Annotated in this window: 19 protein-coding genes; 9 read left to right on the forward strand and 10 right to left on the reverse strand. The window is 64.7% G+C overall.

Going from position 1 to position 25546, the window contains the following annotated elements:
* Nucleotides 1-49: 49 nt before the first annotated feature.
* Genes recC through recD form a run of 3 tightly spaced genes read left to right on the forward strand, consistent with a single transcriptional unit; the run spans nucleotide 50 to nucleotide 8522 of the window.
* Nucleotides 50-3325 carry an exodeoxyribonuclease V subunit gamma gene (gene recC / locus AB0366_RS24290; protein WP_366246277.1) on the forward strand — a complete coding sequence of 1092 codons (3276 nt, stop codon included), beginning with the start codon at nucleotides 50-52 and terminating at the stop codon, nucleotides 3323-3325.
* On the forward strand, nucleotides 3322-6663 hold the full coding sequence (locus AB0366_RS24295; RefSeq protein ID WP_366246279.1) for a UvrD-helicase domain-containing protein: 3342 nt from the start codon (nucleotides 3322-3324) through the stop codon (nucleotides 6661-6663). Before recC ends, AB0366_RS24295 begins: the two co-directional genes overlap by 4 nt.
* The gene (gene recD, locus AB0366_RS24300) at nucleotides 6660-8522 is read left to right on the forward strand and encodes an exodeoxyribonuclease V subunit alpha (RefSeq protein ID WP_366246281.1); all 1863 of its coding nucleotides are present in this window, start codon (nucleotides 6660-6662) and stop codon (nucleotides 8520-8522) included. Before AB0366_RS24295 ends, recD begins: the two co-directional genes overlap by 4 nt.
* A gap of 18 nt (nucleotides 8523-8540) precedes the next feature.
* Here recD and AB0366_RS24305 read toward each other — a convergent pair whose 3' ends face one another.
* The 4 genes from AB0366_RS24305 to AB0366_RS24320 form a co-directional block, all read right to left on the reverse strand.
* Complete coding sequence (locus AB0366_RS24305) at nucleotides 8541-9359, reverse strand: hypothetical protein (RefSeq protein ID WP_147458369.1); 819 nt, start codon at nucleotides 9357-9359, stop codon at nucleotides 8541-8543.
* Nucleotides 9360-9436: 77 nt separating this feature from the next.
* Nucleotides 9437-10687, reverse strand: a complete 1251-nt coding sequence (locus AB0366_RS24310; protein WP_366246282.1) for a sulfite reductase subunit alpha — start codon at nucleotides 10685-10687, stop codon at nucleotides 9437-9439.
* Nucleotides 10688-12157 carry a DUF2079 domain-containing protein gene (locus tag AB0366_RS24315; protein ID WP_366246283.1) on the reverse strand — a complete coding sequence of 490 codons (1470 nt, stop codon included), beginning with the start codon at nucleotides 12155-12157 and terminating at the stop codon, nucleotides 10688-10690.
* A 50-nt stretch (nucleotides 12158-12207) separates the two neighbouring features.
* Nucleotides 12208-13188 (reverse strand): GTP pyrophosphokinase family protein, encoded by a 981-nt coding sequence (locus AB0366_RS24320; RefSeq protein ID WP_094613371.1) that lies wholly within the window; start codon nucleotides 13186-13188, stop codon nucleotides 12208-12210.
* 91 nt (nucleotides 13189-13279) lie between these two features.
* On the opposite strand from AB0366_RS24320, the gene AB0366_RS24325 reads away from it, so the two are divergent.
* Nucleotides 13280-14254: a sigma-70 family RNA polymerase sigma factor gene (locus AB0366_RS24325; protein WP_366246284.1), complete on the forward strand. Its 975-nt coding sequence runs from the start codon at nucleotides 13280-13282 to the stop codon at nucleotides 14252-14254.
* 12 nt (nucleotides 14255-14266) lie between these two features.
* Here AB0366_RS24325 and AB0366_RS24330 read toward each other — a convergent pair whose 3' ends face one another.
* Together AB0366_RS24330 and AB0366_RS24335 are read right to left on the reverse strand one after the other, a co-directional pair.
* On the reverse strand, nucleotides 14267-14674 hold the full coding sequence (locus tag AB0366_RS24330) for a VOC family protein (protein ID WP_121872986.1): 408 nt from the start codon (nucleotides 14672-14674) through the stop codon (nucleotides 14267-14269).
* Nucleotides 14675-14850: 176 nt separating this feature from the next.
* A complete protein-coding gene (locus AB0366_RS24335; RefSeq protein WP_121872985.1) occupies nucleotides 14851-15120 on the reverse strand; it encodes a hypothetical protein in 270 nt (89 codons plus the stop codon).
* Between the two features lie 269 nt (nucleotides 15121-15389).
* On the opposite strand from AB0366_RS24335, the gene AB0366_RS24340 reads away from it, so the two are divergent.
* Together AB0366_RS24340 and AB0366_RS24345 are read left to right on the forward strand one after the other, a co-directional pair.
* The gene (locus AB0366_RS24340; protein ID WP_366246286.1) at nucleotides 15390-16571 is read left to right on the forward strand and encodes an FAD/NAD(P)-binding oxidoreductase; all 1182 of its coding nucleotides are present in this window, start codon (nucleotides 15390-15392) and stop codon (nucleotides 16569-16571) included.
* Nucleotides 16572-16641: 70 nt separating this feature from the next.
* Nucleotides 16642-17751, forward strand: coding sequence for a hypothetical protein (locus AB0366_RS24345; RefSeq protein ID WP_366246287.1), 1110 nt, complete (start codon nucleotides 16642-16644; stop codon nucleotides 17749-17751).
* A gap of 34 nt (nucleotides 17752-17785) precedes the next feature.
* Here the strand turns inward: AB0366_RS24345 and AB0366_RS24350 are convergent, their stop codons facing one another.
* Genes AB0366_RS24350 through AB0366_RS24365 form a run of 4 tightly spaced genes read right to left on the reverse strand, consistent with a single transcriptional unit; the run spans nucleotide 17786 to nucleotide 22771 of the window.
* A complete protein-coding gene (locus AB0366_RS24350) occupies nucleotides 17786-19228 on the reverse strand; it encodes a gluconate:H+ symporter (RefSeq protein ID WP_366246289.1) in 1443 nt (480 codons plus the stop codon).
* Nucleotides 19225-19863: a bifunctional 4-hydroxy-2-oxoglutarate aldolase/2-dehydro-3-deoxy-phosphogluconate aldolase gene (locus tag AB0366_RS24355; RefSeq protein WP_121872981.1), complete on the reverse strand. Its 639-nt coding sequence runs from the start codon at nucleotides 19861-19863 to the stop codon at nucleotides 19225-19227. Before AB0366_RS24355 ends, AB0366_RS24350 begins: the two co-directional genes overlap by 4 nt.
* Nucleotides 19860-21473, reverse strand: coding sequence for a D-aminoacylase (locus AB0366_RS24360; RefSeq protein ID WP_121872980.1), 1614 nt, complete (start codon nucleotides 21471-21473; stop codon nucleotides 19860-19862). Before AB0366_RS24360 ends, AB0366_RS24355 begins: the two co-directional genes overlap by 4 nt.
* 14 nt (nucleotides 21474-21487) lie before the next feature.
* Nucleotides 21488-22771 carry an alanine racemase gene (locus AB0366_RS24365; RefSeq protein WP_121872979.1) on the reverse strand — a complete coding sequence of 428 codons (1284 nt, stop codon included), beginning with the start codon at nucleotides 22769-22771 and terminating at the stop codon, nucleotides 21488-21490.
* Nucleotides 22772-22899: 128 nt separating this feature from the next.
* Here AB0366_RS24365 and AB0366_RS24370 point away from each other — a divergent pair, with 128 nt between their 5' ends.
* From AB0366_RS24370 to AB0366_RS24380, 3 genes are read left to right on the forward strand one after another with little or no spacing between them, the layout of a single operon-like run.
* Nucleotides 22900-23922 (forward strand): sugar kinase, encoded by a 1023-nt coding sequence (locus AB0366_RS24370; protein WP_366246290.1) that lies wholly within the window; start codon nucleotides 22900-22902, stop codon nucleotides 23920-23922.
* Nucleotides 23919-24716 (forward strand): IclR family transcriptional regulator, encoded by a 798-nt coding sequence (locus tag AB0366_RS24375; protein WP_366246292.1) that lies wholly within the window; start codon nucleotides 23919-23921, stop codon nucleotides 24714-24716. Before AB0366_RS24370 ends, AB0366_RS24375 begins: the two co-directional genes overlap by 4 nt.
* Nucleotides 24713-25114 carry a RidA family protein gene (locus tag AB0366_RS24380; RefSeq protein WP_366246294.1) on the forward strand — a complete coding sequence of 134 codons (402 nt, stop codon included), beginning with the start codon at nucleotides 24713-24715 and terminating at the stop codon, nucleotides 25112-25114. Before AB0366_RS24375 ends, AB0366_RS24380 begins: the two co-directional genes overlap by 4 nt.
* The last annotated feature ends 432 nt before the right edge of the window (nucleotides 25115-25546 follow it).

Below are 25546 nucleotides of genomic sequence, written 5' to 3' on the forward strand. Positions count from 1 at the left end.
CACGAGCCCGAAATCGGGCATCGATACGAGCAGGCAGGGGATCGCAACGGTGTTGACGCTCCACCGCGCCGAACGCGCCGGAACACTCGCGGCTGCACTCGCCGACATCCTGTCCGTACCGTTGGACGATCCGTTCGTACCCGAGATCGTGTCGGTCCCGGCGAAGGGCGTCGAGCGGTGGCTCACGCAGCGACTGTCGAGCACTCTGGGCGGTTCGGACGGCGACGGCATCGCCGCGAACATCGAATTCCCGAGCCCGACACGGTTGGTATCGCGCGCCATTGCAGCGGTCGACGACATCGACCCCGACGACGACCCCTGGGCTCCGGGCCGGGTTCTCTGGACCGCGCTGGATGTGATCGACGAGTGCCGCACCGAGACCTGGGCGGCCGTGCTGTTCAAGCACCTCGGTGCAGGTTCCGAGGATCACCGGGCGGGACGCCGCTGGTCGACGGCATCGCACGTGGCAGAACTGTTTCGCACCTACGGATCTCAACGTCCCCAGATGCTGCGCGACTGGTTCGACGGTCGTTTCACCGACGGACTCGGCGGCGATCTCGACGAGGACCTGCTGTGGCAACCGCGAGTGTGGGCCGCGATGCGCGAGCGGATCGGCAGCCCGAGCCCAGCCGAACGACTACCGCAGACCTGCGCACGGCTTCGGGACGCACCGGAGTCGGTGGACCTACCGAGCCGCTTGTCGGTATTCGGTCCGACCCGGCTGGCAACCGATCAGCTCGAGATATTGAGTGCGCTCTCGCAGGCGCGCGACGTGCACATCTGGGTTCCGCATCCCAGCCCGTCGATGTGGCGCACCCTTGCCGAGATTCCTGCGGTGACGCGCCGCCGAGACGACACGACGGCTCTGGCCGTCGAGCACCCCCTGCTGGCCGGCCTCTCGCGAGACGTGCGAGAACTCCAGGCCACGACCGCGTCGGTGGCGACGCACACCGTGCATCACGAGGGCCCGGAAACAGCGAAGACCCTGCTCGGTCGAATTCAAGCGGACATCACCGCCGATTCGCCTCCATCTCCCGAGTTCGACGACGGCACAACGTTGGTGGACGGATCTGTGCAGATTCACGCCTGTCACGGTCCGGCTCGGCAAGTCGAAGTGTTGCGTGAGTCGTTGTTGCATCTGTTCACCGACGACCCGACGCTCGAACCACGGGACGTGCTGGTGATGTGCCCGGATGTCGAGACCTATGCGCCGCTCATCCGCGCGAACTTCGGGCAGGCGGCGCTGGTGCATCCTGGACACCGGTTGCGTGTGCGCCTGGCCGATCGGGGCCTGCGCCGCACAAACCCAGTCCTCGACGTCATCGCCACGGTGCTCGACTTCTCGGAGGGCCGGGTGACGGCGAGCGAGCTGTTGGACTTCGCCGCGAGCGGTCCGGTGCGGGAGAAGTTCTCGTTCACCGACGACGATCTCGAGCGCCTGCGCGAGTGGGTGACGAGCTCGGGTGCTCGCTGGGGATTGACAGTTCGTCAACGAGAAGCGTATGGCTTGAACGGTTTTCGGCAGAACACCTTCAAATCGGCACTCGATCGCATCCTGCTGGGAGTGGCCGCGGACGAGACGCGAAACGAATACCTCGACCTCGCACTACCTCTCGACGATGTGGACAGCAACGACATCACCCTCGCCGGCCGCTTCGCCGAACTCGTGGACCGGCTCGCCTCGGTGCTCCGAGCACTGGCCGGTCCGGCATCGGTGGCCGAGTGGACCCGGCAGTTGGGCCGTGCCCTCGATCTCCTCGCCGACGTGCCCACCGCCGACGAATGGCAACTGGCACAGGCACATCGCGAGATCTCCGACGCCACCGAACACGGCGGCACCGCCGAGCTGCGGCTCGCGGACGTGCGCGCCATGCTGGCCGGCCGACTGGCCGGCAGGCCCACCCGAGCGAACTTCCGCACCGGCGAGCTGACCGTGTGCACCATGGTGCCGATGCGCTCGGTTCCGCACCGAGTGGTGGTGCTGCTCGGGCTCGACGACGAGGTGTTCCCCCGAGTGGGAAGTACCGACGGAGACGACATCCTCGCCCGTGATCCGGCCGTCGGCGAACGAGACATTCGCAGTGAGGACCGACAACTGCTCCTCGACGCGGTGATGTCGGCCGAGGAGAAGCTGCTCTTGTTCTACACCGGAGCCGACCCTGTCGACGGGTCCGCCAAGCCGCCCGCGATCCCGCTGCGCGAGTTGATGGACGTGCTCGAGGTGACGGCGGGCGGAAGCGTCGAACATCGGCATCCGTTGCAACCGTTCGATCCGCACAACTTCGAAGCCGAACACCCCTTCAGCTTCGACACGGTTGCCCTGGCCGGGGCGGTCTCCCAGCAACGGACCCCCGATCCAGTGGCACCGTTTCTGCCCCACGCGCTCCCTCCGGCCGATCGCGGGGACGTCGAACTCGCCGAACTCATCGCCTTCGTCGAGAATCCGGTGCAGGCCTTTCTGCGGCAACGGCTCGGATTTCGCGTTCCGGAGCTCGAGGACGACCTGGCAGACAGCCTGGACATCGAGCTGGATCCGTTGTCCCGGTGGAACATCGGTGATCGTATGCTCGCGGCAGTACTCGCCGGTGGCGACATCGGAGAATTCGCCGACGCCGAGTGGCGGCGCGGCACCCTCCCGCCGTTCCATCAGGGCCGCCGGGAGATGTCCGACATCAGGCAGATCGTCGGAATCATCGCCGACGCGGCCGCTGCATTCCACGAGGGTCCTGCCGAGACGATCGACGTCGCGGTCGATCTCGGCGACGGACGCCGCCTGGCCGGCACCGTCACCGGAATTCACGGCCGCACGCTGGCCCGTTCGTCGTACTCGCGCCTGGCCGCCAAGCATCGACTGGCCGCGTGGGTGCGGTTGCTGGGGGTGGCCGCATCCCAGCCAGGGGAGTGGAGCGCCGTCACCATCGGCCGCGCGAGCGGGATGCGTCCGCCTCGTCGCTCTCGGTTGAGCGCCCCGCGGGACCCCGTCGCCGTCCTGAGGGAGTTGGTGGACTTGCGTGATCGTGGAATGACCTCGCCGCTGCCGATATCGACCGGTACCGCGTCGGCGTACGCGGAGAAGCGGTTCGGTGGCGGATCCATCGAGGACGGCTACGACTCGGCCACGTGGGCCTGGCGAGGCGACTTCGGCGACGGGACCGATCGATCGTTGCGGTACGTCCATGGGTCGACGCTGTCGTTCCAGACACTGCTCGCCGCGGCCCCGCTCGTCGACGAGACCGAGCCGTCGAACGAGAAGAGCCGCTTCGGGATTCTCGCTCGAAAGCTGTGGGACCCGTTGCTGACCGCCGAGAACATGGGGAATGCATGACGGCCGCCCGCGGATTCGACCTGCTCGGCCCGATGCCGACCGGAACGACCGTCCTCGAAGCCAGCGCCGGGACCGGCAAGACGTACGCGATCGTGGGGTTGGCCGCGCGCTACATCGCAGAGGGGATCGCCGAGATCTCGGACCTGCTCCTGGTGACGTTCAGCCGGGCCGCGACTCAGGAACTCCGTGATCGCACCCGTAGCAGGTTCGCGTCGATCGCCCGGGACCTGGCAGAGCCGGACACCGCTCGTGCATCTCGGGATCCACTCGTGGCGTTTCTGGCAGCAGTCGACGACGCCGAAGTGGACCGGCGGCGTCGACGGTTGCGAAGGGCGTTGTCGGACTTCGACGCCGGAACCATCGTCACCACCCACAGTTTCTGTCAGCGCATGCTCGACGGGCTCGGCATCGCAGGCGAGCGCGAACCGGAATCGGCCTTCGTCGAATCGGTCTCGGACCTGCTCGAACAGGTCGTGGACGACCTGTATCTGCAGATGTTCAGCGGTGCCGACGAGGCACCGGCATTCAGCAGGCGGGATGCTCAGCAGTTGGCGTTGGCGGCCGTGGGCGACCAGCAGTCGATTCTGTATCCCGACACCGAGGACCTGGACGACGACAACCGCGAGCCCGCGCTACGTGTGCGGTTCGCCCGGGAAGCACGCCGGGAGATCGAACGTCGCAAACGCATGCTCGGGGTGCGTGACTACAACGACCTTCTGGGACTTCTGTATTCGGTGTTGTCCGACCCCGTCCACGGCGAGGCCGCCTGCGCACGGGTGCGAGACCGATTCCGCGTCGTGCTCATCGACGAGTTCCAGGACACCGACCCCATGCAATGGGACATTCTGCGGCGGGCGTTTCACGGGTTCACGACGCTCATCCTCGTCGGCGATCCGAAGCAGGCCATCTACGCGTTCCGTGGAGCCGAGGTACTGAGCTACCTCGACGCGGTGCAGACCGCAGACCACCTCTACGAGCTCACTGCCAACTGGCGTAGTGATTCGGGGCTGCTCGATGCCCTGCATCATCTGTACGGCGGTGCAGCCCTCGGCCACGACGACATCGTGGTACACCGAGTCGAGGCGCGAAACCCGCTCTCGCGCATGGTCGGGCACCCTCCCTTGCGGTTGCGCTATCTCCCCCGAACCGGCGCTGGTCCACTGCGGCAGGGTTTTCCGGCAGTCGACCGACTCCGATCCCGCGTTGCGGCAGACGTCGCTGCGGACATCGTGGAGCTGCTGTCCGGATCTGCCGTGATCGAGCGACCCGACGGCCCTCGGGTGATCGAACCGCGGGACATTGCCGTGTTGACCCGAACGACCAAGCAGGTGGCGTTGATTCGGGATGCACTCGACGCGGTCGGGGTCCCGTCCGTCGTGTCGAGCAGCACCAGCGTGTTCGGCACCGAGAGTGCCCGGCACTGGCTGTGGTTGCTGCAGGCGATCGAGCAGCCTCATCGCACCGATCGCGTACGTCTGGCCGCCTTGACTCCGCTGCTCGGGTGGACCGCCGCGCAGCTCGACTCCGGTGCCGAGGACGCACTGTCCCAGGTCAGCAGCCGGCTGCGCGAGTATTCGGTGCTGTTCGACGAGGCCGGGTTCGCGGCAGTCTTCGAGCGGGTGTCGGCCCAGTCCGGACTCGATGCCCGGTTGCTCGCGGTCGAAGCCGGTGAGCGCACGATGACCGATCTGCGGCACATCGCCCAATTGCTCAATCGCGCAGCGGTATCCGAATCCTACGGAATCACCGCCCTCACTCGCTGGCTGACCGACCGCATCAAGGAACCGGCAGCGGGCGGGTCGACCGACCGCAGTCGTCGACTCGACAGTGATTCCGCAGCAGTGCAGATCATGACGACACACGGCAGCAAAGGGCTCGAATTCCCGGTCGTCTATCTGCCCTACGCCTGGGACACGTTGTACTTCAGCAAGCCGTCGACGCTGTTGCTGCACGAGAACGGCAAGCGAATCCGAGACGTCGGCGGACCGTCCGGTTCGGGCTACGCGGCCAGAAAAATTCGCAACGACCAGGAGGAGGCAGGCGAGGAACTGCGACTGCTCTACGTCGGTCTCACCCGCGCCGAGTGCCGGATCGTGCTCTGGTGGGCACCGGGCCGAAACACCGCGACGTCCTCGCTGCACCGCATGCTGTTCGGACGCATCCCCGCAATTGCGCTGCCGGAGCCGTCGTACAAGGTTCTCGACGACGCGACGACCGCGAACCGGCTCCAATCCTGGGTCGGGTCGGCAGCCGGGCTCATCTCGGTCGAACCGGTGGGGCCCGGTGAGCCGTCCACCGCACACTGGATTCGTCCCGAGCAACCGCACCTCGACGTCGCTGCCGCACGATTCGATCGAACCCTCGACCTGCTGTGGCGTCGGACGTCGTACTCCGCGTTGACGGCTCACGCTCACGACGCCTCGCCCGGGCGGTCCGAGGTGGGAGTGACCAGCGAGGCCGAGCATCCGGAGAAGACGGACGAGCCCGCCGAAACGTCGGTGGGCGGCGACTACCCGGGAAGCGAGTACACCGACGAACAGCTGGACGGAATCGCGTCACCGATGAACGGCATGCCTGCCGGTGCGGCGTTCGGAACGCTCGTCCACGAGGCCCTCGAACACGTCGACACGTCCGCTCCTGATCTGCTCGAGGAACTCGAACGTCGCTGCGCTGCGGCGGTCGCGTCGCGGATGGCGGAGGTCGATCCGGTGGCGTTGGCCCAGGCCCTGCTCCCGGTGATGCAGACACCGTTGGGATTTGGGACGCTGGCCGACGTAGCGCCGTCCGACCATCTGGCCGAGCTCGACTTCGAGCTGCCCCTGGCCGGCGGAGACGATCCGGTAGCGGACACGGTCACGTTGAAGTCCGTGGCGCGCCTGTTGCGTCATCATCTGGATCCGGCGGACGTGCTCGCGTCCTACGCAGATCTGCTCGACGATCTCGAGGCGAGACCGCTTCGCGGCTTCCTCACCGGGAGTATCGACTCGGTTCTGCGCGTGTCCGGACCGCGGTACGTCGTGGTGGACTACAAGACGAATCGAATCGTCGGAGGCGATCTGACCACCGGAAACTTCACGCGCGAGAAGATGGCCCAGGAAATGATCCGCTCGCATTATCCGCTGCAGGCCATCCTGTATGCCGTTGCGCTGCATCGATATCTGCGATGGCGTCAATCGAATTACGACCCGCAACTACACCTCGGCGGCATCCGATACCTGTTCGTGCGGGGCATGGTCGGAACGCAGACCCCCGCCGGGTGCGGGGTGTTCGACTGGAATCCGCCCGCCGCCCTTGTGGTCGAGCTGTCGGACCTGCTCGCCGGGAAGGTGGCCCAATGACCGGCGTCTCGATTGCGCTGCGCGGCAGTGGAATTCTGCGCACGTTCAACGATGTGGGTGTGCTTTCGGCATCCGACGTGCACGTGGCGTTGCGCCTCGGTGCCCTGGCAGGGGAGTCGTCGGAGCACGTACTGCTCGTCACTGCTCTGACGGTGCGCTCGGTGCGATCCGGCTCGGTGTGCCTGGATCTGCGACGACTGCGAGACGTCACCGTCGACGAGGATTCGGACGTCGATCCGAGCACACTCCCGTGGCCCGAGCTCGACGACGTGCTGCGAGCGCTGAGGGTGAGTCCACTGGTGGTCGGCAGTTCGAGTGGGCCGTTGAAGCCCCTGAAACTGGTCGACACCGATCAGGGTGAGCTGCTGTATCTGGACCGATACCATCTGCAGGAGAGCACCGTTCGGGATCTGCTCGACGTGCGTTCGCAATCCCACCCGCCCGCCGATGCCGTCGAGATCAGCGACGCCCTGGCCGAGCTGTTCGTGGACGAATCGGGTGCACCCACGGCCGCTCCCGACCGACAGCGAATAGCGGCAGCTCTGGCGGCGACGCAGTGGACCACGGTCATCGCCGGCGGACCCGGAACCGGAAAGACCCACACCGTAGCGAGGATTCTGGCGCTCCTCGTACGCGAACACGGGAGCGATCTGCGGATCGGGCTGGCCGCACCCACCGGCAAGGCCGCAGCCCGCCTGCAGGAGTCCGTGTCCGAACAAGCCGGGCTCCTCGGACTTCCAGCGGACCTGAAAGCGATGACACTGCACCGACTTCTGGGATGGAAACCCGGCAGCAAGACGCGATTTCGGCACCACGCCGAGAACCGGCTGCCGTACGACGTCATCGTCGTCGACGAAACCTCGATGGTGTCTCTGACGATGATGTGTCGGCTGCTCGAAGCCGTGCGTCCCGAGTCCCGGTTGATTCTCGTCGGGGACCCGGATCAGCTGACGTCGGTGGACGCAGGCGCGGTGCTGGCAGATTTGGTGGCCAGGCCGGTCACCGGGACCGAGAACCCGGTTCTGGCGCAGCTCGTCGACGCGGACTTCGCCGCCGCCGAGGATCCCGCAGAAGCCGCTCTGAGCGCATTCGAGCGAGACCGACTGCGTGGTGGCGTCGTTCGGCTCAGTCGTGGTCGACGGTTCGGTGGAGCTATCGCTCGCTTGGCCGTGGCCGTGAGGGATGGCCGGGGCGACGATGTGATGGCGTTGCTCGAGTCCGGCGCGGATGAGATTTCGTTCCAGGGCCCCGACGACGTCGACGCGCTGCGTTCGGACGTGATCGACACCGCAGCCGAGGTCACCGCCGCCGCTGTACGCGGAGATGCCACCGCAGCACTGCTCGGGCTCGAGAAACATCGCCTGCTGTGCGCGCACCGCGAGGGTCGATGGGGAGTCTCGCGGTGGGACCGGCAGGCGATGGAGTGGGTAGGAGAAGGAAGCGGAACGTTTCTCGATCCCTCGCTCTGGTACCCCGGTCAGCCACTACTGGTGACGGCCAACGACCACGAGGCGAGGATCTACAACGGGGACACCGGCGTCGTGGTGTTGGGAGACAACGGAACTCCGATGGCGGCGTTTGCCCGAGGTCGTGGCCACGTGTTGATTCACCCGAACGTGCTCTCCTCGGTACATACCGTGTACGCAATGACTATTCACCGCAGTCAGGGCAGTCAGTACGACACGGTCTCGGTTCTGCTGCCCGCCGAGGCATCGACACTGCTGACCCGAGAACTGCTGTACACCGCCATCACCCGCGCACGATCGCACGTACGGGTGATCGGTACCGAGGAGGCCATCCGCGCGGGCGTCGAACGTCAGGTGCTGCGGGCGAGCGGCCTGCGCCGACAGATCCTGTAGTTCGTCAGATCCCGTTCATCACCGGCACGCGTGCCGGTCTGCCCTCGTCACGGCGTCCATGCTGTGTGCGACCAGGAGCCAGGTGCGGGCAAGGCTCTTCCATACCGCGACCGAGGTATCCCGACTCGCGTCGTCGGCAGGGCGAGCCCGAACAGCGGCCGATCTGTGCAGCGAGAGTGCTCGCGCTTTCAACGCGTCGATATCGCCGTCGGCGCATACCGATCGAACGGTGTGCGCATCGACGCGCCGACCGACCAACTGGCACAACGCTTGCAGTGACTTCAGCTCGGCAGGAACGGCGTCGGATGTTTCCGACGGAGTTTCGGTCGTTGCGTCGGTAGTGCGATCGACGAACCCGCGTTGCAGGTCGACCGGTCCCGACGACGCACCGTCGGCCGCGACGCTCCACACACTCAGGAACGACGGATGCGGGACGTTCCAGATCTCTCGGAACGCGCGCGTGATCATCTCCGCGACGAGCGCCGCATCTGCTCGGGTGTCGGTTCGCGTGAGGTCGATGATCGATCCGTCTGCGACCGGCTTGCCTCGATCCAACCAACCGCAGTCGAGGAGCTGCACATCCATGGCCGTTGCGTCCTGGGCATCCGGGTACAGCAGTGACGGCAGCGCTGCCACCGACACCAGCACGTTGCCGTCCGTCGCGGCCACATCGATGTACGGTCGCAATCCACGCTCTCCGGGGCTCGCCTGAGCGGCGGTGACCGTGATGTAGTCCCGCCTCGGCAAAGTCCGAAGACGGGCATGCAGGTTTTCGGTGAACGTGGCCCACGCGAGGGCGGTGGTGGAGTCGAAATGGCCGTTCTGCAGTGCGGTCACGATGCAAACCCTCTTCTCGGACGAGAACTGATGCCTGTATCCGAGACCGTAGCGAGAGGGTCCGACAAGAACCCGAGTCAGTACACGTCGCGCAGGTAGCGCTTGGATTGCTTGAGGTCGTTGACGTAGTCCTCGGCGGCATCGGGGGAGAGGCCACCATGTTCGGCGACGATCTCGTGCAATGCCTCGTCGACGCCCTTGGCCATGCGAGCCGCATCGCCGCACACATAGAGCTGCGCACCCGCTTCGAGCCACCCGTACAGCTCCTTGCCTGCCTCCCGCATGCGGTGCTGGACGTAGATCTTCTGCGTTTGGTCGCGAGAGAAGGCCAGATCGAGTCGAGTCAACAGACCGTCGCGCTCGAAATCGACGACTTCGTCCTCGTACAGGAAGTCGCTGGCTCGATGCTGATCGCCGAAGAACAGCCAGTTCTCGCCTGTCGCGCCCCGGGCACGACGCTCGTGCAGAAAAGCTCGGAACGGTGCCACTCCGGTTCCAGGACCGATCATGATGATCGGGGTGTCGTCGGACGGGAGGCGGAACGATTTGTTGGCCGACAGGAACACCCCGGCCTGGTGTTCCTCCCCGACGCGATCGGCCAGATACGTCGAGCAGACACCACCGCGATCTCGCTCGGCCGACCGATATCGAACTGTGGACACGGTCAGATGCACGGTGCCCTCGTGCGCGATCGGCGACGACGAAATCGAGTAGACCCGGTGTTGCAGAGGACGCAGCAAGCCGAGGAATTCGGCCGGATCGAACGCCCCCGACCGATCCAGATCGAGAACGTCGACGACGTCCCGACCCCACGTCCAGGCGTCGAACGACGCGCGGTCGCCGTTCTGCAGAACGTGATCGAGCTCGGCGTCACCGGCGCGTTCGGCCACGGCCTCGATCAGATCCATGGACGGGATGCCGATCTCGTAGTCCGTGGTCAAAGCATGGGCCAAGGTGATCTCGCCGGATTTGGTGTGGACCGCGGTGTCGGCGGGCACGCCGAGGCGCTCGATCACAGCCGAGACCAGCGCCGCGTCGTTGACGGGTTTGACGCCGAATCCGTCGCCGGCCTCGTAGGCGATGCCGCTCTCGCCGAGCGCGATCGAGAAGTGCCGAACTTCTTTGGCCGACGTGGGGCCGGAGAGACGGCGGTTGCTCAGAATCTGCGCGCGATAGGGATTCTTCCGATTCCACGGTGAGCGCTTCGATGCGGTCTTGGGGGCGCCGAGATCGCCGGTTCGAGCGTCGATGTCCTGTACCTGCCTTGCGGTAGTCGTCTCTGTGAGTCGACTGGGAGGTCGACTCGTTCGAACACTAATCTGGACCACTCAGTCGCGGTGCAGGACCTCGATTCCGTCGACGGAGAAGACGACGTCGTATCCGCTCGCCAGCGCCCGGCTGACCGCCTGACGATCGCCGGTCTCGTCCGTCGGCCAACCCGCAGGCCGCTGCTGGTTGACGACGATCCACTCGGGGACCGTCGAATCGGTCGTGCGCTGCGGAAAGACCGACACGGCGTGGTCGGCGACGAGTTGGGCCACGAGATTGTTCGACGCCGCAACCCGATCACCGGCCGGAATCCACTCGGAGATCTCTCGGGCAGTCGTTGCCTGCGGATCCATCGTCCATTCCTGCGCGTGCACCACACGTGACATGGGCAGGAACGGCAAGGCGACAACTGCGAACGCGGCCACGAACGCGACGATCAGCTTCCGGCCGCGTTCGGTGAGCTGACCGTGCCGGTGGCTACGCGCCAATGCGTCGAGCAAGGCGACGAACACGATGACCATGAGGATCGCGTTGTAGTGGTATATCGGCTTCCAGAAGTTGGTGTTGTCACTGAGAAAGCGCCACGCGACCGTCGGGACGGCGACCAGGAGCAGTGGCGATCGCAGGGCGAAGAACCCGGTGACCGCGAGCAGCAGAAAGGCGGTGGCTGCCCGTGAATCGCCGGCAACCAGACCGTGCGCGGTGTCGGCGATGCCTTCGCCGAGCGGAGGCAGCTTCGAGCCCTGGTCGTACGAGTTGTCCGAGCTGAGGGCCGGGATGATCACCTTGACCGCGAGAACTACCCAGGTCAGTCCCCAGACAGCAGTCAACGCCCCCAGGATGCGAGTGCGGCCGCTCGTCCAGAGCGCGACCAACGCCCCGACGACGATCACCGTCAGGCCCATGTCCTCTTTGACGAACACCAACGGTAGAGCCCAGGCCAGGGCCGGCAGCCAGCGCTGTCGAACCAGCGCGACCATCGACACGGCCAGTAGGGGCATCGCGAACGCCACCTCGTGGAAATCGAAGTTCAGCGCGGCCTGCACGCCCCACGACAGCCCGAACGCCGCGGCCGTCACGATGCCGACGACCGTGCCGAATTTCTGTACCGCCAGTCTGCTGATCGGAATCACGGCAAGCGCGAACAGCACGGCCTGGGCGATCAGCAGCGTCTCGGCGTGTGGGAACACCCGGTAGAGAGGTCCCAGCAACGCGGTGATGGGCGAGAAGTGATCGCCGAGCGTGTTGTAGCCGGTGCCGAGTAGGTCGGACGTCGGCGCGCGAAACTGCGAGTACGACGCGATCTGCTGAACGAATATCCCCAGGTCGAATCCGGATGTTCGGAGCTGGCGATGGCCGAGGACGGACATCACCGAGTACAGGGTCGCCAGCACGGCGAAAGAGACGGCCGGCACCAGAGTCTCGGCGGAGCGGATTGTCGAGCGCCGGTCTGTGGTCGCGGTTTCGTCGGTCGCTGTGTCGACACTGTCGGCATCGGTGACGACCGTGGATTTCTCGGTAGTGGTCACGAGGAGGCATGTCTACCGGACCGACGTGAGATGTTCCTGAGAACCGCCGGTCAGCGCTTGCGCTTCTTCGCGGGCTTGCGTCGTGGCGGCTGCGAAGTGAGGTGATAGTAGAGCGCATCCTCGGAGTCCTCGACCACCACATCGATGAAGTCGCCCACTTCGAGGTAGTCGTTGACGGCGATCCGGTCGGTCGAGCCGATGACCGCTTTCACCGATCGTGCGGGAACCAGGCCTCTGCGGCCGTCCGGTCCGACGGCGAGTGCATACCGTGGACCGGTGCGGGTGACCCTGGCGCTGATGAAGTCCGGATCCTTCGGAATCGGGTCGGCCGCGAGAACGCCCCCGTCCTTCGACGCGGCCGTCAACGAGTCGAGCTGCGCGGCCAGATCGTCGGCCATCGCATCCACCTGATCGAGCAGGTGGGCCATGTGCGCGGCGTAGTCGGTGTGCTTCTTGGTCGGCTTGAGTGCCTCACCGGGCTTGTACATGTCCTCGTGGGTCAGCTCGCCCCAGGCGTCCTGCAGGCGCGTCTTGACCTGAACTTCCACCTTCACATCGAGATCACCCTGATGTGTTGCCACTCGAACGACCAGCACGGCGTGGTACGCGCGGTAGCCACTCGGCTTGGGAAAAGCCACGTAGTCGGTGGGTGGTTGCGCGAACCGTACAGAGCATTCCGGGTCGTTGCACGCGCGCTCGAGCGCAGCGACGAACGTCAGTTGATCGCGCGGGGTCTTGCACAGCACCTTGACGCCGACGAGATCGGGCAACGCCTCGGCGACGGCATCGGCGTCGGTCGGCTCGGTGATGCGGCCCTCGGAGAGATAGCGGCGCAGTTTGTCGGCCGATCGTCCCGGGTCCTTGATTCGTGCCGTCTGCGCATTCAAGCGGTCTCGATCGACGTCCTCGAGAATCTCGTCGGCGATGGTCTCGAGGAAATTCTGCGCGGTGACGAGAGCGGCTTCCCACGCTCGACGGCGCTGCAGGTACAGCTCTTCGACCAAGTCGTCGATACTCGTTGCCGATGTCACGATGCCGAGGTTAACGCAGAAGTGTCGGCAATCCTTTCGGCGGCGCGCGTTCGAGCTGTGGCGCGCCTGTGTCCGGTTTACGCTCTACCGCATGACCGTGGCCTCGGAACAGAAGGACGACTTCGTCGAGCAGTTCGATCCCTTTCGTCGTGAGTTGCTCGCGCACTGCTATCGCATGACCGGGTCGATCCACGATGCCGAGGACCTGTTGCAGGAGACGTACATTCGCGCGTGGCGTGGGTACGCCAAATATGAGGGCCGTTCGTCGCTACGAACATGGCTGTACCGAATCGCAACCAATACCTGTCTCACCGCTCTGGACGGCCGGGCGAAGCGTCCCTTGCCGACAGGCTTGGGTGCACCGAGTTCGGGCCCCACCGACGAACTGGTGCAGAACAACGAGATTCCGTGGCTCGAGCCGATCGCCGATTCCGATCTGGCGGATGCGAGTGATCCCGCCTCGATCGTGGTGGCCAAGGAATCCGTGCGACTCGCCTTCGTCGCCTCACTGCAACATCTGTCGTCGCGGCAACGCGCGGTGCTGCTGATGCGCGAAGTGTTGCAGTGGAAAGCGTCGGAGGTTGCCGAGGTTCTCGCCACGACGACGACCGCAGTCAACAGCCTCCTGCAGCGAGCACGGGAGCGCCTCGACGAGATCGCGCCCGAGCTCGACGATGTCGAGCCCATCGAATCCGCGGAATTGCAGAAACTCCTCACCCAGTACGTGGAGTGTTTCGAGAGCTACGACATCGACCGACTGGTCACACTCTTCACCTCGGACGCGGTGTGGGAAATGCCGCCGTTCGTCGGGTGGTACCAGGGTGGCGAGACCATCGGATCTCTTATTCGGAACAACTGCCCCGCGAACGGAGCAGGCGATATGCGGATGGTGTCCACCTCTGCCAACGGTCAGCCCGCTTACGGGCTGTACATGCTGGCCGAGGACGGTGTGCACCGGCCGTTCCAGCTGCATGTTCTCGATATCGATGCCAGAGGGGTCGGGCACGTGGCCTGTTTCTTCGATCTGACGCTGTTCGATCGATTCGGTTTACCCGACCGCCTCTAGACGAATGGCCGGTCAGCTCTCCGAGACGGCCGACGGGTCCATCCACATCACTTCCCACACGTGATTGTCGAGATCTCGGAACGCTCGGCCGTACATGAACCCGTGATCCTGGGGCTCCATCCACTTCGATCCACCGGCGGCGATCGCCGCGTCGGTGAGCGAATCGACTTCCTCGCGGCTGTCGGCAGAGACGCACATCAGCACCTCCCGGGCCGAGCTCGTGTCGCAGATCGAGTCGGAGATGAAGTCCTCGAATCGCGAGGTGGCCAGGAACATCACGGTCGCCTGCTCGCTGACGACCATCGAGGCGCAGTTTTCGTCGCTGAAGACATCGTTGAACTCGAATCCGAGACCCTCGAAGAATGCGCGGGTGGCGACGACGTCGCGGACGGGCATGTTGGCGAACAGCAAACGTGACATGGATACACACCTTTTCTGGAAGAACCTGCTGCGTCGAACCGTCGAACAACGGTCTTGCTCGTACTGACAGCTGTCGATCCGAAAAGTCATCGGGTGCAGATGTGCCGACACGACGCGACCCCGCCGAGCGGGTGCTCGACGGGGTCGCGGACTGCGAAGCTGAAGGGGGCGTGTGGCTATCGCGCGATCTGCGCGAGGCGCGACAGCATGCGTGAGAAGACGTGGCCGTCGTTGCCGAGGTCTGCGTAGGGGTCGGCTGCCTGGTCCGACTCGGTGGCGCCGGGCGTTGCCGCAGCAAGCGTGCGCGCCAGGCGGGTGCGACGCTCGATGGCGTCGAGGATGGTGGCGTCCAGCGTTGAAACTTCGTCGAAGAGCTGGTCGACGTCAGCTGTCGCGATATCGGCACTGTCGGTGCCAATTGCGAGCGAATCGATCTGAACAGTCACATCGTCTCCTTTTGTTCGCGTCCTGAGGTGTGAGTCGTTCGGCCGGCCGGAACCGTTACAGCTCGACCCGAGTAAAAACGATGTTTCGTCGCCCAGACCAAGATGCCCACTCGACGGGCCTGGGCCAACCTCTTCGGGGTGTGATGCTGCATACAGTCCGGTCGGTTCCGCTACCTGCGGGTTCTCTGGACGGAACGGCTCGAAGGATTCTTCTCGTGTTGTTTCGGGTAGCCACGAAGCGAATGACGTCGACTTTCGAGGAGTGAACGATGCGTTACGACTACCTGATCATCGGCGGGGGAATGGTTGCGGACAGCGCAGCTCGCGGAATCCGCGAGCAGGACGCGACGGGGTCCATCGGCATCCTCGGAGCGGACCCCGATGCGCCGTACACGCGCCCGGCGCTGTCGAAGAAACTGTGGACCGACCCGGAGTTCGGCCGCGATCAGGTCTCACTCGACACTGCCTCCGACACCGGTGCAGAGGTGCACACCGGAACTCGAGTCGGATCGGTCGACCGCTCGAACTCATCGGTCACCACCGAATCCGGAGATCGCCACGAGTACGGAAAGCTTCTCCTGGCAACGGGTGCGACGCCGACGCGAATCGAACTCGCTCCCAGCCCCCGCGTGGTGTATTTCCGCACTTTTGCCGACTACCGAGCGCTGCGCGAGCTGACGAAGACCGCCGATCACATCGCCGTGGTCGGCGGCGGATACATCGGCACCGAAATCGCAGCTGCTCTGTCTCTCCAGGGTGTGAAGGTCACACTGGTGACGACGGACGCCGTACTCGGGGGACACATGTTTCCGTCGAGCCTGGCTGCCGGCTTCGACAAGGGTTTCGCCGGCCACGGTGTGACCGTGCGCCGAGGGACGAGGGTCGTTTCCGGAGCCGAGGCGTCGGCGCGCGTACAACTGCAACTCGACGACGGTTCGACCGTGGAGGCGGACGGCGTCGTGTTCGGACTCGGCGTGCGACCCGACACGGAACTGGCCGAATCTGCAGGGCTTGCGGTCGACGACGGCGTGGTCGTAGACGAGTTCCTCCGGACCGAGGACGAACACGTCTATGCCGCCGGTGACGTGGCGAACTATCCCGACGCCATCCTCGGACGCCGACGGATCGAGCATGTCGACAACGCGACCGAGATGGGCAAGGCCGCAGGACGCAACATGGCCGGTGCCGCAGATCCCTACACGTACACCCCGTACTTCTACTCCGACGTCTACGACGACGGCTATCAGGCGATCGGCACGGTGTCCACGACGCTCGATGTCGTCGAGGACTGGAAGTCGGTCGGCAAGGAAGGCGTCGTCTACTACCTCGACGACGATGCCGTCGTTCGGGGCGTACTGATGTGGAACGTCTGGGAGGGCCTCGACGTGGCGCGTACCCTGCTGGCCGAGAAGAAGCCGCAGACCGAGGAATCGCTGCGCGGACTGATCTGAACTTCTGGAACACTCGATGGCGAGCGATCCGTCGACGACACCGGCGATGCGGCGTGACCTAGGAGAGACGATGTCCGAGTTCGATGGCAGTGAGTCGGCCGAACAGCGTGCCCGATTCGACGACGAGGTCCACCGCCGCTGCGCCGACTGCCGGCTGCCCGGTCACTCCGAGCCACTGTCCGACGCGGCCGCCGTCGCCATCGCGGCCGGCCGAGTGGACGAGGCCACCCGAGCCGTCCTCGTCGCCCGATGGCGTGCCGGACGCTCGCTGCCGTCGATCGGTGGATTCGGCGCATTGCGCAATTTGGTGGACGAGCGCGATCGCTGGCTCGCCAAGGACACGACGAGCAAGCCCGGGTCGGCTCTCGTGTACAGACTCCGAGCTGCCGAGTTGACCAAACGCGTCAATCACCACCGCACCACGGTGGTGATGTCCAATCGTCACTACGCCAGCGGAGTGCGTGCGGCGCGCAAAGAGCGCCGGGAAGGTGTGCATCTCGACCTGGACCAGCGGGACGCGGTCTTCGATGCGTTGACGAGAACGCCCGCGCCACAGAAGTTCGGCCCGATCGCCGAGCGTGGCCTGTCGCTGGTGGATGCGGCCACGGATCGGGTGAGCACGCTGGCGCGCAAAACCCCGGTGGGCGACAGAGTCGACTGGGCGACAGGAATGGTCGATCAATTCGTGGACCGAAAGGACGACCGCTTCGTCGATCGCTACGACACCCTGCTGTTCCTCGCCGGCATGTCGTTCGATCGGGTGCGTCGTTCGCCTGCATGGCAGTCGACGTACTTCGAGATCCAACGCAACCAGCTGGACCTGTTCGTCGAACTCACCGAGATCTCGGTCGATGCCACGTCGCTGCGTACGGTAGCGACCGAGCTGAATCGGATCGGTGAAACGATGGTCGACGAGGAGACCGCAGCGCAGGTCGAATCCCGCCGTGGTGCACTGGAAGTGGTGTGGAAGCAGTTGACCGGACGGGTGGCCGCGCTGGTTCGGCTCGCGAATGTGGTCGAGTCCTCGGAGACCGAGGCACGCACATCCGACGCGATGGCCCGCGCGCACAGCTTGGACGATCGGATCGATTACCTCGTCGGGCGGTCGGGGAGCCGGGAGATGTCTGCCGAGAACACGCACTTCGTCGGTGATCAAGTGCGAACCCAGTGGCGCGAGTGAGTGCCGCCCAGGGCACTGAATCGCGCCACTGGCTCTAGGCGATGATCGCGAACAGAATTCCCGCGACGGCGAAGCTGACCACGGACAGAATCGTCTCGAGGACCGTCCACGTTTGCAGTGTCTGCTTGACGGTGAGGTTGAAGAACTTCGCGATGATCCAGAATCCGCCGTCGTTGACGTGGCTGGCGATGATCGAACCCGCCGCGATGGACATGGCGATGAGGGCGACGGCCGGAGCCGAGTAGTCCTGAGCTGCAACCAGGGGTCCGACGATTCCGCCGGTCGTCACGATGGCCACTGTGGCCGAGCCCTGCGCCACTCGCAGTGCGCAGCTGATGATGTAGGCCAAGACGATGATCGGTAAGCCCGCGGCCGCCATGGTGTCGGCCAACGCGGTGCCGATACCCGTCGCCGAGATGACCTTTCCGAAGAACGCGCCTGCACCGACGACGAGCAGCAACATGCCCACCGGACGCAGAGATTCTCCGGTCAGTGTGCTCAATTCCTGGACAGTGGATCCGCGGCGGATTCCCAACACGTAGAACGCGATCAGTACTGCGATGAGTAGTGCGACGGCCGGTGTGCCGAAGAACGTGAGCACTTCGAGGAGGTTGCCGGGAGCGAGCAGAATGCTGCCGAACGTGGCACCGAGGATCAGGACCAGTGGAACGGCAATGATCGCTCCGATGGTGCCCACCGACGGAGGCGTCGTGACGACCGGTCGCTTGGTCGCGACCGTGCCTGTGCCTCCACCCTCGGTGGTGCTCGCGTCGTTTCCGTCGTTGATGAAGTCCTCGGGGACGTCGACGATGATGCGTTTGCCGATCCAGTTACCCCACACCAGGCCGGCGGCGATGAATCCGGGTATCCCGCAGATGAATCCGAACAGGATGAGCCAGCCCAGGTTCACTTCGAGCAACCCGCCGAGGGCCACCGGACCTGGATGTGGCGGCAAGAAAGCATGCGTCATGGACAACCCTGCCAGCATCGGCAGCGCGTAGAGCACCAACGACTTTCCGCCTTGACGCGCCGCCACGTACACCAGCGGTGCCAAGACGAAGATGCCGATGTCGAAGAACACCGGGATGCCGAAGATCAGCCCGAGCAGTCCCATTGCGATGGGCGCTCCGCGTTCTCCGAAGACCCCCAGCAGCTTGGCGGTCAGTGCCTGTGCGCCACCCGACTTTTCGAGAATCGCGCCCAGGACCGTTCCCAGTCCGATGATGACTGCGATATGCCCGAGTATGCCGCCGAACCCGGTTTCGAGAAGCGACTCGTTGCTCTTGATCGCGGTGCCGACTATCTCGTTGACGGGCAAACCGGCAGCCAGAGCCAAGCCGAGGCCGACGATGAGAAGCGCGATGAACGGTTCGAGCTTGACCTTGATGATGACGACGAGCAGCACGGCAATTGCAATGCCGCACAACACGAGTAGACCTGGCGTGGAGGTCCTGAGCCAATCGACGACAGAGTTCATGACGAGCCTTCCTTGATGTCTGCACTGATAGCCGCCACGAACGTCTGCGCTCGCACGGTGATGTCGTCCCACTGGGCGGCCGCGACCGACGCCGGCGGGACCACATCGGTGCCTGCAGTCACTGCGACGGCACCGGATGCCAGGAACTGAGCAGCGTTGCCCGCGTTGACTCCGCCGGACGGAACGAGTCGTGCGTCGGGGAAGGGGCCGAGCAGATCCTTGAAATACGCGGGCCCGACGGTCCGAGCCGGAAATATCTTCACTGCATCCGCTCCGAGATCGAGGGCGATCATCACTTCCGACGGGGTGAGCGCGCCCATCATCAGCGGGATCCCGGCCTCGGTGACGATTGCGGCAACGTCGGGACGCAGCCCGGGGGTCACGACGAAGTGCGCCCCGGCGTCGATCGCGGAGCGCGCGTGGTCGGCGGTCAGGACGGTGCCCGCCCCGACGACTGCACCTGAGTTCGATGCCGCGCGGATCAGTTCGAGGACGCCGGGTGTGGTGAAGGTCAGCTCGAGCGCGCGAATTCCTCCGCGCGCGAGCGCATCTGCCAACGCGGCAGGATCCGAGATGTGCGGGGCGCGGACCACCGACAGTGCGCGGTCCTCGAGAATCGTCGTCAGTGCGTTCACGATGTTTGCTTTCCGGTGGGATTCATCCGCAGGGCGTGGCCCGCCAGAGAATGAGTGGGGCGTCGATCGTCGATGGCGAACGCGCCGTTGACCATGACGTGGCTGATGCCCTCGGCCTGTTGCTTCGGGTTCTCGAACGTGGCGGTGTCGCGCACGGTGGCCGGGTCGAACAGGACGAGATCGGCTGCGTGCCCTTCGGCGATCGTGCCGCGGCCGCGAAGGCGGAGCCGCGCAGCGGGACGACCGGTGAGGTGATTGATGCAGTCCTCGAGGGAGAGCAGCTGCTCGTCCCGAACGTAGTGACCCAGGTAGCGGGGGAACGTCCCCCAGGCGCGTGGGTGTGGCTTCTCACCGACCAGGATCGCGTCGCTTCCGCCCATATGGCGTGGATGCGCCATGATCTCGCGCACGTTCTCCTCGTGTCCGACGTGCTGAAGGATGGTGGTGGCCAGCGCGTCTCGGCGAAGGAAGTCGAAGAACACGTCCACCGGGGACCGACCCGCCTCGGCCGCGATGTCGGACATCGTGCGCCCGACGTAGCGATCTAGTTCCGGATTCGCCACTCCGCTGAGCTGGATGGTCTCCCACTCGACGGTCACGCCATGGCAGCCGTCGGACCCGTCGACGTCGACATCCTGTGCGATGCGTCGACGCATGTCCGGATCGTCGAGGCGTTCGAGCGCGCGGTCCGGGCCACCGGACATCGCCCAACTCGGCAGCAGCGCTGAGAGAGTGGTGGCTCCGGGCAGATACGGATACGTGTCGAGGGTGACGTCGCATCCGTTCGCGATCGCAGAATCGACGCGGTCCAGGAACTCATGTGCCCGGCCCCGATTGACGCCGAAGTTCATCGTCGCGTGAGTCAGATGCAGCGCACATCCTGTCTCCCGGGAGAGATCGAGCATCTCCTGGTACGCGTCGAGCGCCCCCGCGCCGTACGACCGAGTGTGCGGCGCATAGAACCCACCGACGTCGGCGACGACCTCGCACAGTGCTCGTAATTCGCTTGTGTCCGCGTACATTCCGGGCGTGTACGTCAATCCGCTCGACATTCCGACGGCACCCTCCTGCAATCCCTGGGCCAGCAACTCCTGCATGTGGGAGATCTCGGACGGCGTCGCGGGTCGCTGATCAGGGCCCACCGCGAGGTATCGCAGTGTTCCCTGAGGAACGAGATAGGCAGCGTTCGGAGTGATCCCCTGGTCGAGGCGAGCGAGGTACTCCGAGACCGAACGCCACGAGAAGTCGAGGTCGACGGGATTGCCGTTCCATCCGGCGATCTGACGCCGCACCACATCGAGCGTCGCATCGTCGATCGGAGCGTAGGCGATGCCGTCCTGTCCGATGACCTCGGTGGTGACGCCCTGACTGATTTTCGGGAAGTGGTCGGGGTCGGTCAGCAGACGCAGATCGGAATGGCCATGCATGTCGATGAACCCGGGGGACAGGACCTGCCCCGGAGTCGCGTCGACGATTCTGTCGGCACCGCCAACTGTGCCGGGTTCGGCGATCGAGGCGATGATTCCGTCGCGTACGAGAACGTCACGACGCAGTCGCGGTGAACCGGTGCCGTCGATGACGTCGGCACCTCGAATGAGGATATCGGACATGGGTTTTCGGCTCTCTAGAAGAATGTGTGCACGAGATCGACGACGCGGGGATCGTCGCCATCGGCGTTGTCGACGACGGGAACCAGACGCCACTTGTCGAATGCGGTGCACGGGTGAGACAGGCCCAACCGCACCACCGATCCCACCGGCAGCGCCGCGGCGTCCTCGGCAGGTAGCCGAAGGAACGCGTGCTGATCGTTCAGCGCTGTGATGCCGGCATCGGGATCGAGGGTCTCGGTTCCCCGAACCAGCTGGGGGACAGGCAGACCTTCGTCGAACGGAAAGTCCCGCTTGCCTGCATCGAGCAGCGCGAGACCGGGCTCCGGCCGGGAGACCGTCCGAGCCCATCCGTGCATCGCCGACATCAGCGGCGCGTCGGTGCGGGCGGGAGTCAGTGGTGAGATCTGCGAGTAGAAGCCGTCGTCGTGCACCACATAGGCACCCGAGCGCAGCACTACGTCGGTACGTACCCCCTCCCCGGTGGTGAGGGACTGCAACCGCTCGACAACGAGGTCCTGGTAGGCGCTGCCGCCGGCGGTCACGATCGCATGGTCTCCGTACAACGCATCGGCATCGAGCGCGCGATGGAGGGCGGCGACATTCTCGAGATAGGCCCGAACCGCCGCGAGGCCGCTGTCGGTCCGATCGTGGCTGAGTGCGCCCTCGTAACCGCCGACCCCGGCCAGACTCAGCCGCGGCGACGACGCGATCGCACGAGCGACCGCGGTCGCTTCGTCTGTTGTCCGTGCGCCGGTTCGGCCGTGCGGGCCACCGAGTTCGACGATGACCGGGATGGGGCGTGTTCCCTGCGCCGTCAGTATGCGGTCCATCTCGTGCACCGTTGCAACGCTGTCCGCCCAGCAGTAGAACTCGAATGTCGGATGCGAATCCAGTTCGGCCGCAATCCATGTCAGCGCAACAGGGTCGATCTCGGCATTGGCGAGAACGATCCGCTCGACCCCGAACGCACGTGCTGCCTGAACCTGCCATCCGGTTGCGAGGGTGATGGCCCAGCTTCCCGCGTCGAGTTGCTGTTTCCACAGTTGAGGGGCCATCGACGTCTTGCCGTGGGGTGCGAGCAGCACTCCCGCGCGCGCCGTCCACTCGGCCATCACCGAGATGTTCGATGCGATGCGTGCACGGTCGAGAGTGAGTACGGGCGTCGTGAACTCGGAGAGCCGAGGCGACGTGGCGAGAAAGCTCTCGATGGTGTGCCCCCACGACCTGGGGGGCAGTGCCTTGTGCTCGGGTCCGAGCACTCGTCGGCTCAGTGCCTCGACGGCATCGGTGTCGATCACGTTCGTCTCCTCGGTCTTGGAAAAATCGCATAGCGTTGCGTAATTTGCAACAGTAGTTGCGCAATGTGTTTATGGTTTGTAGTCTGCAACGAAAGTCAGCGTTCCCGCAAGAGTTCGAGGAGATCGACGTGAAAGCACCACGAGCGGTGTGTGTAGGCGAAGGCCTCGTCGTTCTGGTTGCCGAGCCGGGCCCACTGGAGAAGTCGGACACGTTCCACCGCACGGCCGGGGGCGCAGAAGCCAACGTGGCCAGGGTGTTCGGTCAATTGGGCGTGGACGCATCGTGGATCTCACGAGTGGGCGACGACGGATTCGGCCGGTACCTCGTCGGACAATTGGCCGCGGCAGGTGTCGACACCGCCGGTGTAACCATCGACGACGAGCGACCCACGGGGATATACGTGAAGCAACGCGGCTCGGGTTCCGGCGACCGACACGACCTTGCATGCGGAGACAGTGCGATGACGTACTTTCGCGCCGGCTCGGCTGCGAGCGCCCTGTCGCCCGGAGACATCGACGGGCACGCGTCGAACCTGGTTGCCCGTGCCGACCTGATCCACTTCACCGGAATCACCGTGGCCATCTCCGATACCGCGGCCGACCTGACGAGGTCCTTGTTGGATCTACCCACCGTCGTCAGCTTCGATCTGAACTATCGGCCGGCGCTGTGGAAGTCTCGGCCGGACGCAGCCACAGATGTGCTCGGGGAACATGTTCGAGGAAGCGATGTGGTGTCGATGGGTGCCGACGAAGCTGCCCTGGTGTTCGGCACATCCGATCCCGCCGAGTTGCGCGAGATGTTTCCGCAACCACACCACCTGGTGATCAAGAACGATGCGCACACCGTGACGGCGTTCGAGGGAACCTCTCGGGTCGACGTACCGGCGCTGAAGCTCGACGTAGTCGAAAAGATCGGTGCCGGAGACGCGTTCGCGGGCGGATATCTGACCGGACTGCTGTTGGGCAGGAGTTCCGTCGAGCGCGTTCGGTTCGGGCATCTGTGTGCGGCGGGTGCCTTGACCGGGCACGGCGACATCGCCTCGGTGCTGCCTCTGGCGGTGCTGACCGAACTGGCCGAACTGGCCGACGTCGATTGGGCGAGGCTGGACTACGCAGCCACTACCGCGCGTCACTCGGGGGTATCGCAGTGAGTCAAAGTCTCGCGCGGGCGATGACACTTCTCGGCTTGCTCGGCGACGGACCGCGATCACTGGACGAGCTGGGTTCGGTCCTCGAGGTCCACAAGACGACCGTGCTGCGGCTGCTGCGCACGATGGAAGCCGACAGATTCGTCCAGCACGACGCAGATCACCGATATCAGCTCGGATCCAGGCTGTTCGAGCTCGCCAACCATGCGCTCGAACAGCGTGACGTTCGGAGCATTGCCAGGCCGCACCTGGCCGAACTGAACTCGATCACCGGTCAGACCGTCCACCTCGCCACCTACGAGGCGGGCGACGTCATCTACATCGACAAGTTCGACGCCCAACAGAGTGTGCGGATGTATTCGCGAATCGGAAAGCCGGCACCTCTGCACTGCACAGCTGTGGGGAAGATTCTGATCTCGGCCCGTCCCGAGGCAGAGCGAGCGCAGATTGCACGCGGCATCACCTACACGCCGTTCACCGAACGAACCATCACGACGGCCGAGGGCTATCTGCGCGAGCTGGACCTAGTGCTCGAGCAGGGGTTCGCCGAAGACCGCGAGGAGCACGAGTCCTTCGTCAACTGCATCGGCTGCGCAGTGCGCAACGGAACCGGTGATGTGGTGGCCGCGGTGTCGATGTCCGTGCCCGACATGCTGCTCGATCACCAGCAGGTGCTCGCCACACTCCCCGAAGTGCAGCGTGCTGCGGCCGCGATCTCCGAGGGGTTGGGCTGGCGACCGCAGGAAACCCAAGACCGCAAGACACAAACCGAGAGCTCGAAGGAAGGAACACGATGAGTGAAAAGGTCGAAATCCGCACCACAGGTGCGCCCGCACCGGCTCACACCTTTTCCCAAGGAGTCCGGAAGGGATCGTTCGTTCAGGTCTCGGGGCAGGGGCCGGTCGACCCGGCCACCAGCGAGTACCTGTATCCAGGCGATGTTGCCGCGCAGACGACCCGCACCCTCGAGAACGTCAAAGCCATCGTCGAGGCCAGCGGTGCGACATTCGACGACGTCGTCATGCTCAGGGTGTATCTGACCAAGCGCGAGGACTTCTCGACCATGAACGACGCCTACGGCCAGTTCGTGTCGGCGCATACCTCGGGGGATGTCCTGCCGAGCCGCACGACGGTGTTCACAGGACTGCCCAGAGAAGAGATGTTGGTCGAAATCGATGCCGTCGCGATCCTCTGACCGAGTCGTGCGGCAGATGTTCACACGAAAATTACATCTGACCAGGCGATTTGCGTAAGCGTTGGTCTTCGCGTAACTTTTGTCGAGTCAGAGCGACACGGACACCGACCCGGTATTCACAAACCGGGACAACGAGGTTGTACGGCGTATGCACTGAACAACCCAGGCAAGGCGAGATGGTATCAGCCATGCCTGGGGTTCGAGCGTGTGAGCCCCGAAGTTACCGTGCAAGCGGCGGCGACGGTGTGTGCGTGTTCTTTGAGAACTCAACAGTGTGTCGATGAATGTCAGTGCCGAAATTATTTGTTTTGGTGAATGCATTCGATGTATCAGCCATCCGCTTGTGGTGGTTGTTGTCGGGTGTTGTTTTGAAATGCTAGTTGAGTTTTTCTGCTAGTGATTTGACTTGATGTCTTTGACTGATTCGCAGCT

It is taken from the genome of Rhodococcus sp. NPDC076796, from assembly GCF_040702765.1.
In the GTDB taxonomy this organism is placed as follows: domain Bacteria; phylum Actinomycetota; class Actinomycetes; order Mycobacteriales; family Mycobacteriaceae; genus Rhodococcoides.

Excerpts from the sequence above, each read along its gene's own strand:
- AB0366_RS24295 (WP_366246279.1), top strand. The coding sequence starts at position 3,322 with ATGACGGCCGCCCGCGGATTCGACCTGCTCGGCCCGATGCCGACCGGA.
- recD (WP_366246281.1), top strand. The coding sequence starts at position 6,660 with ATGACCGGCGTCTCGATTGCGCTGCGCGGCAGTGGAATTCTGCGCACG.
- AB0366_RS24325 (WP_366246284.1), top strand. The coding sequence starts at position 13,280 with ATGACCGTGGCCTCGGAACAGAAGGACGACTTCGTCGAGCAGTTCGAT.
- AB0366_RS24330 (WP_121872986.1), bottom strand. The coding sequence starts at position 14,674 with ATGTCACGTTTGCTGTTCGCCAACATGCCCGTCCGCGACGTCGTCGCC.
- AB0366_RS24340 (WP_366246286.1), top strand. The coding sequence starts at position 15,390 with ATGCGTTACGACTACCTGATCATCGGCGGGGGAATGGTTGCGGACAGC.
- AB0366_RS24345 (WP_366246287.1), top strand. The coding sequence starts at position 16,642 with ATGTCCGAGTTCGATGGCAGTGAGTCGGCCGAACAGCGTGCCCGATTC.
- AB0366_RS24350 (WP_366246289.1), bottom strand. The coding sequence starts at position 19,228 with ATGAACTCTGTCGTCGATTGGCTCAGGACCTCCACGCCAGGTCTACTC.
- AB0366_RS24360 (WP_121872980.1), bottom strand. The coding sequence starts at position 21,473 with ATGTCCGATATCCTCATTCGAGGTGCCGACGTCATCGACGGCACCGGT.
- AB0366_RS24380 (WP_366246294.1), top strand. The coding sequence starts at position 24,713 with ATGAGTGAAAAGGTCGAAATCCGCACCACAGGTGCGCCCGCACCGGCT.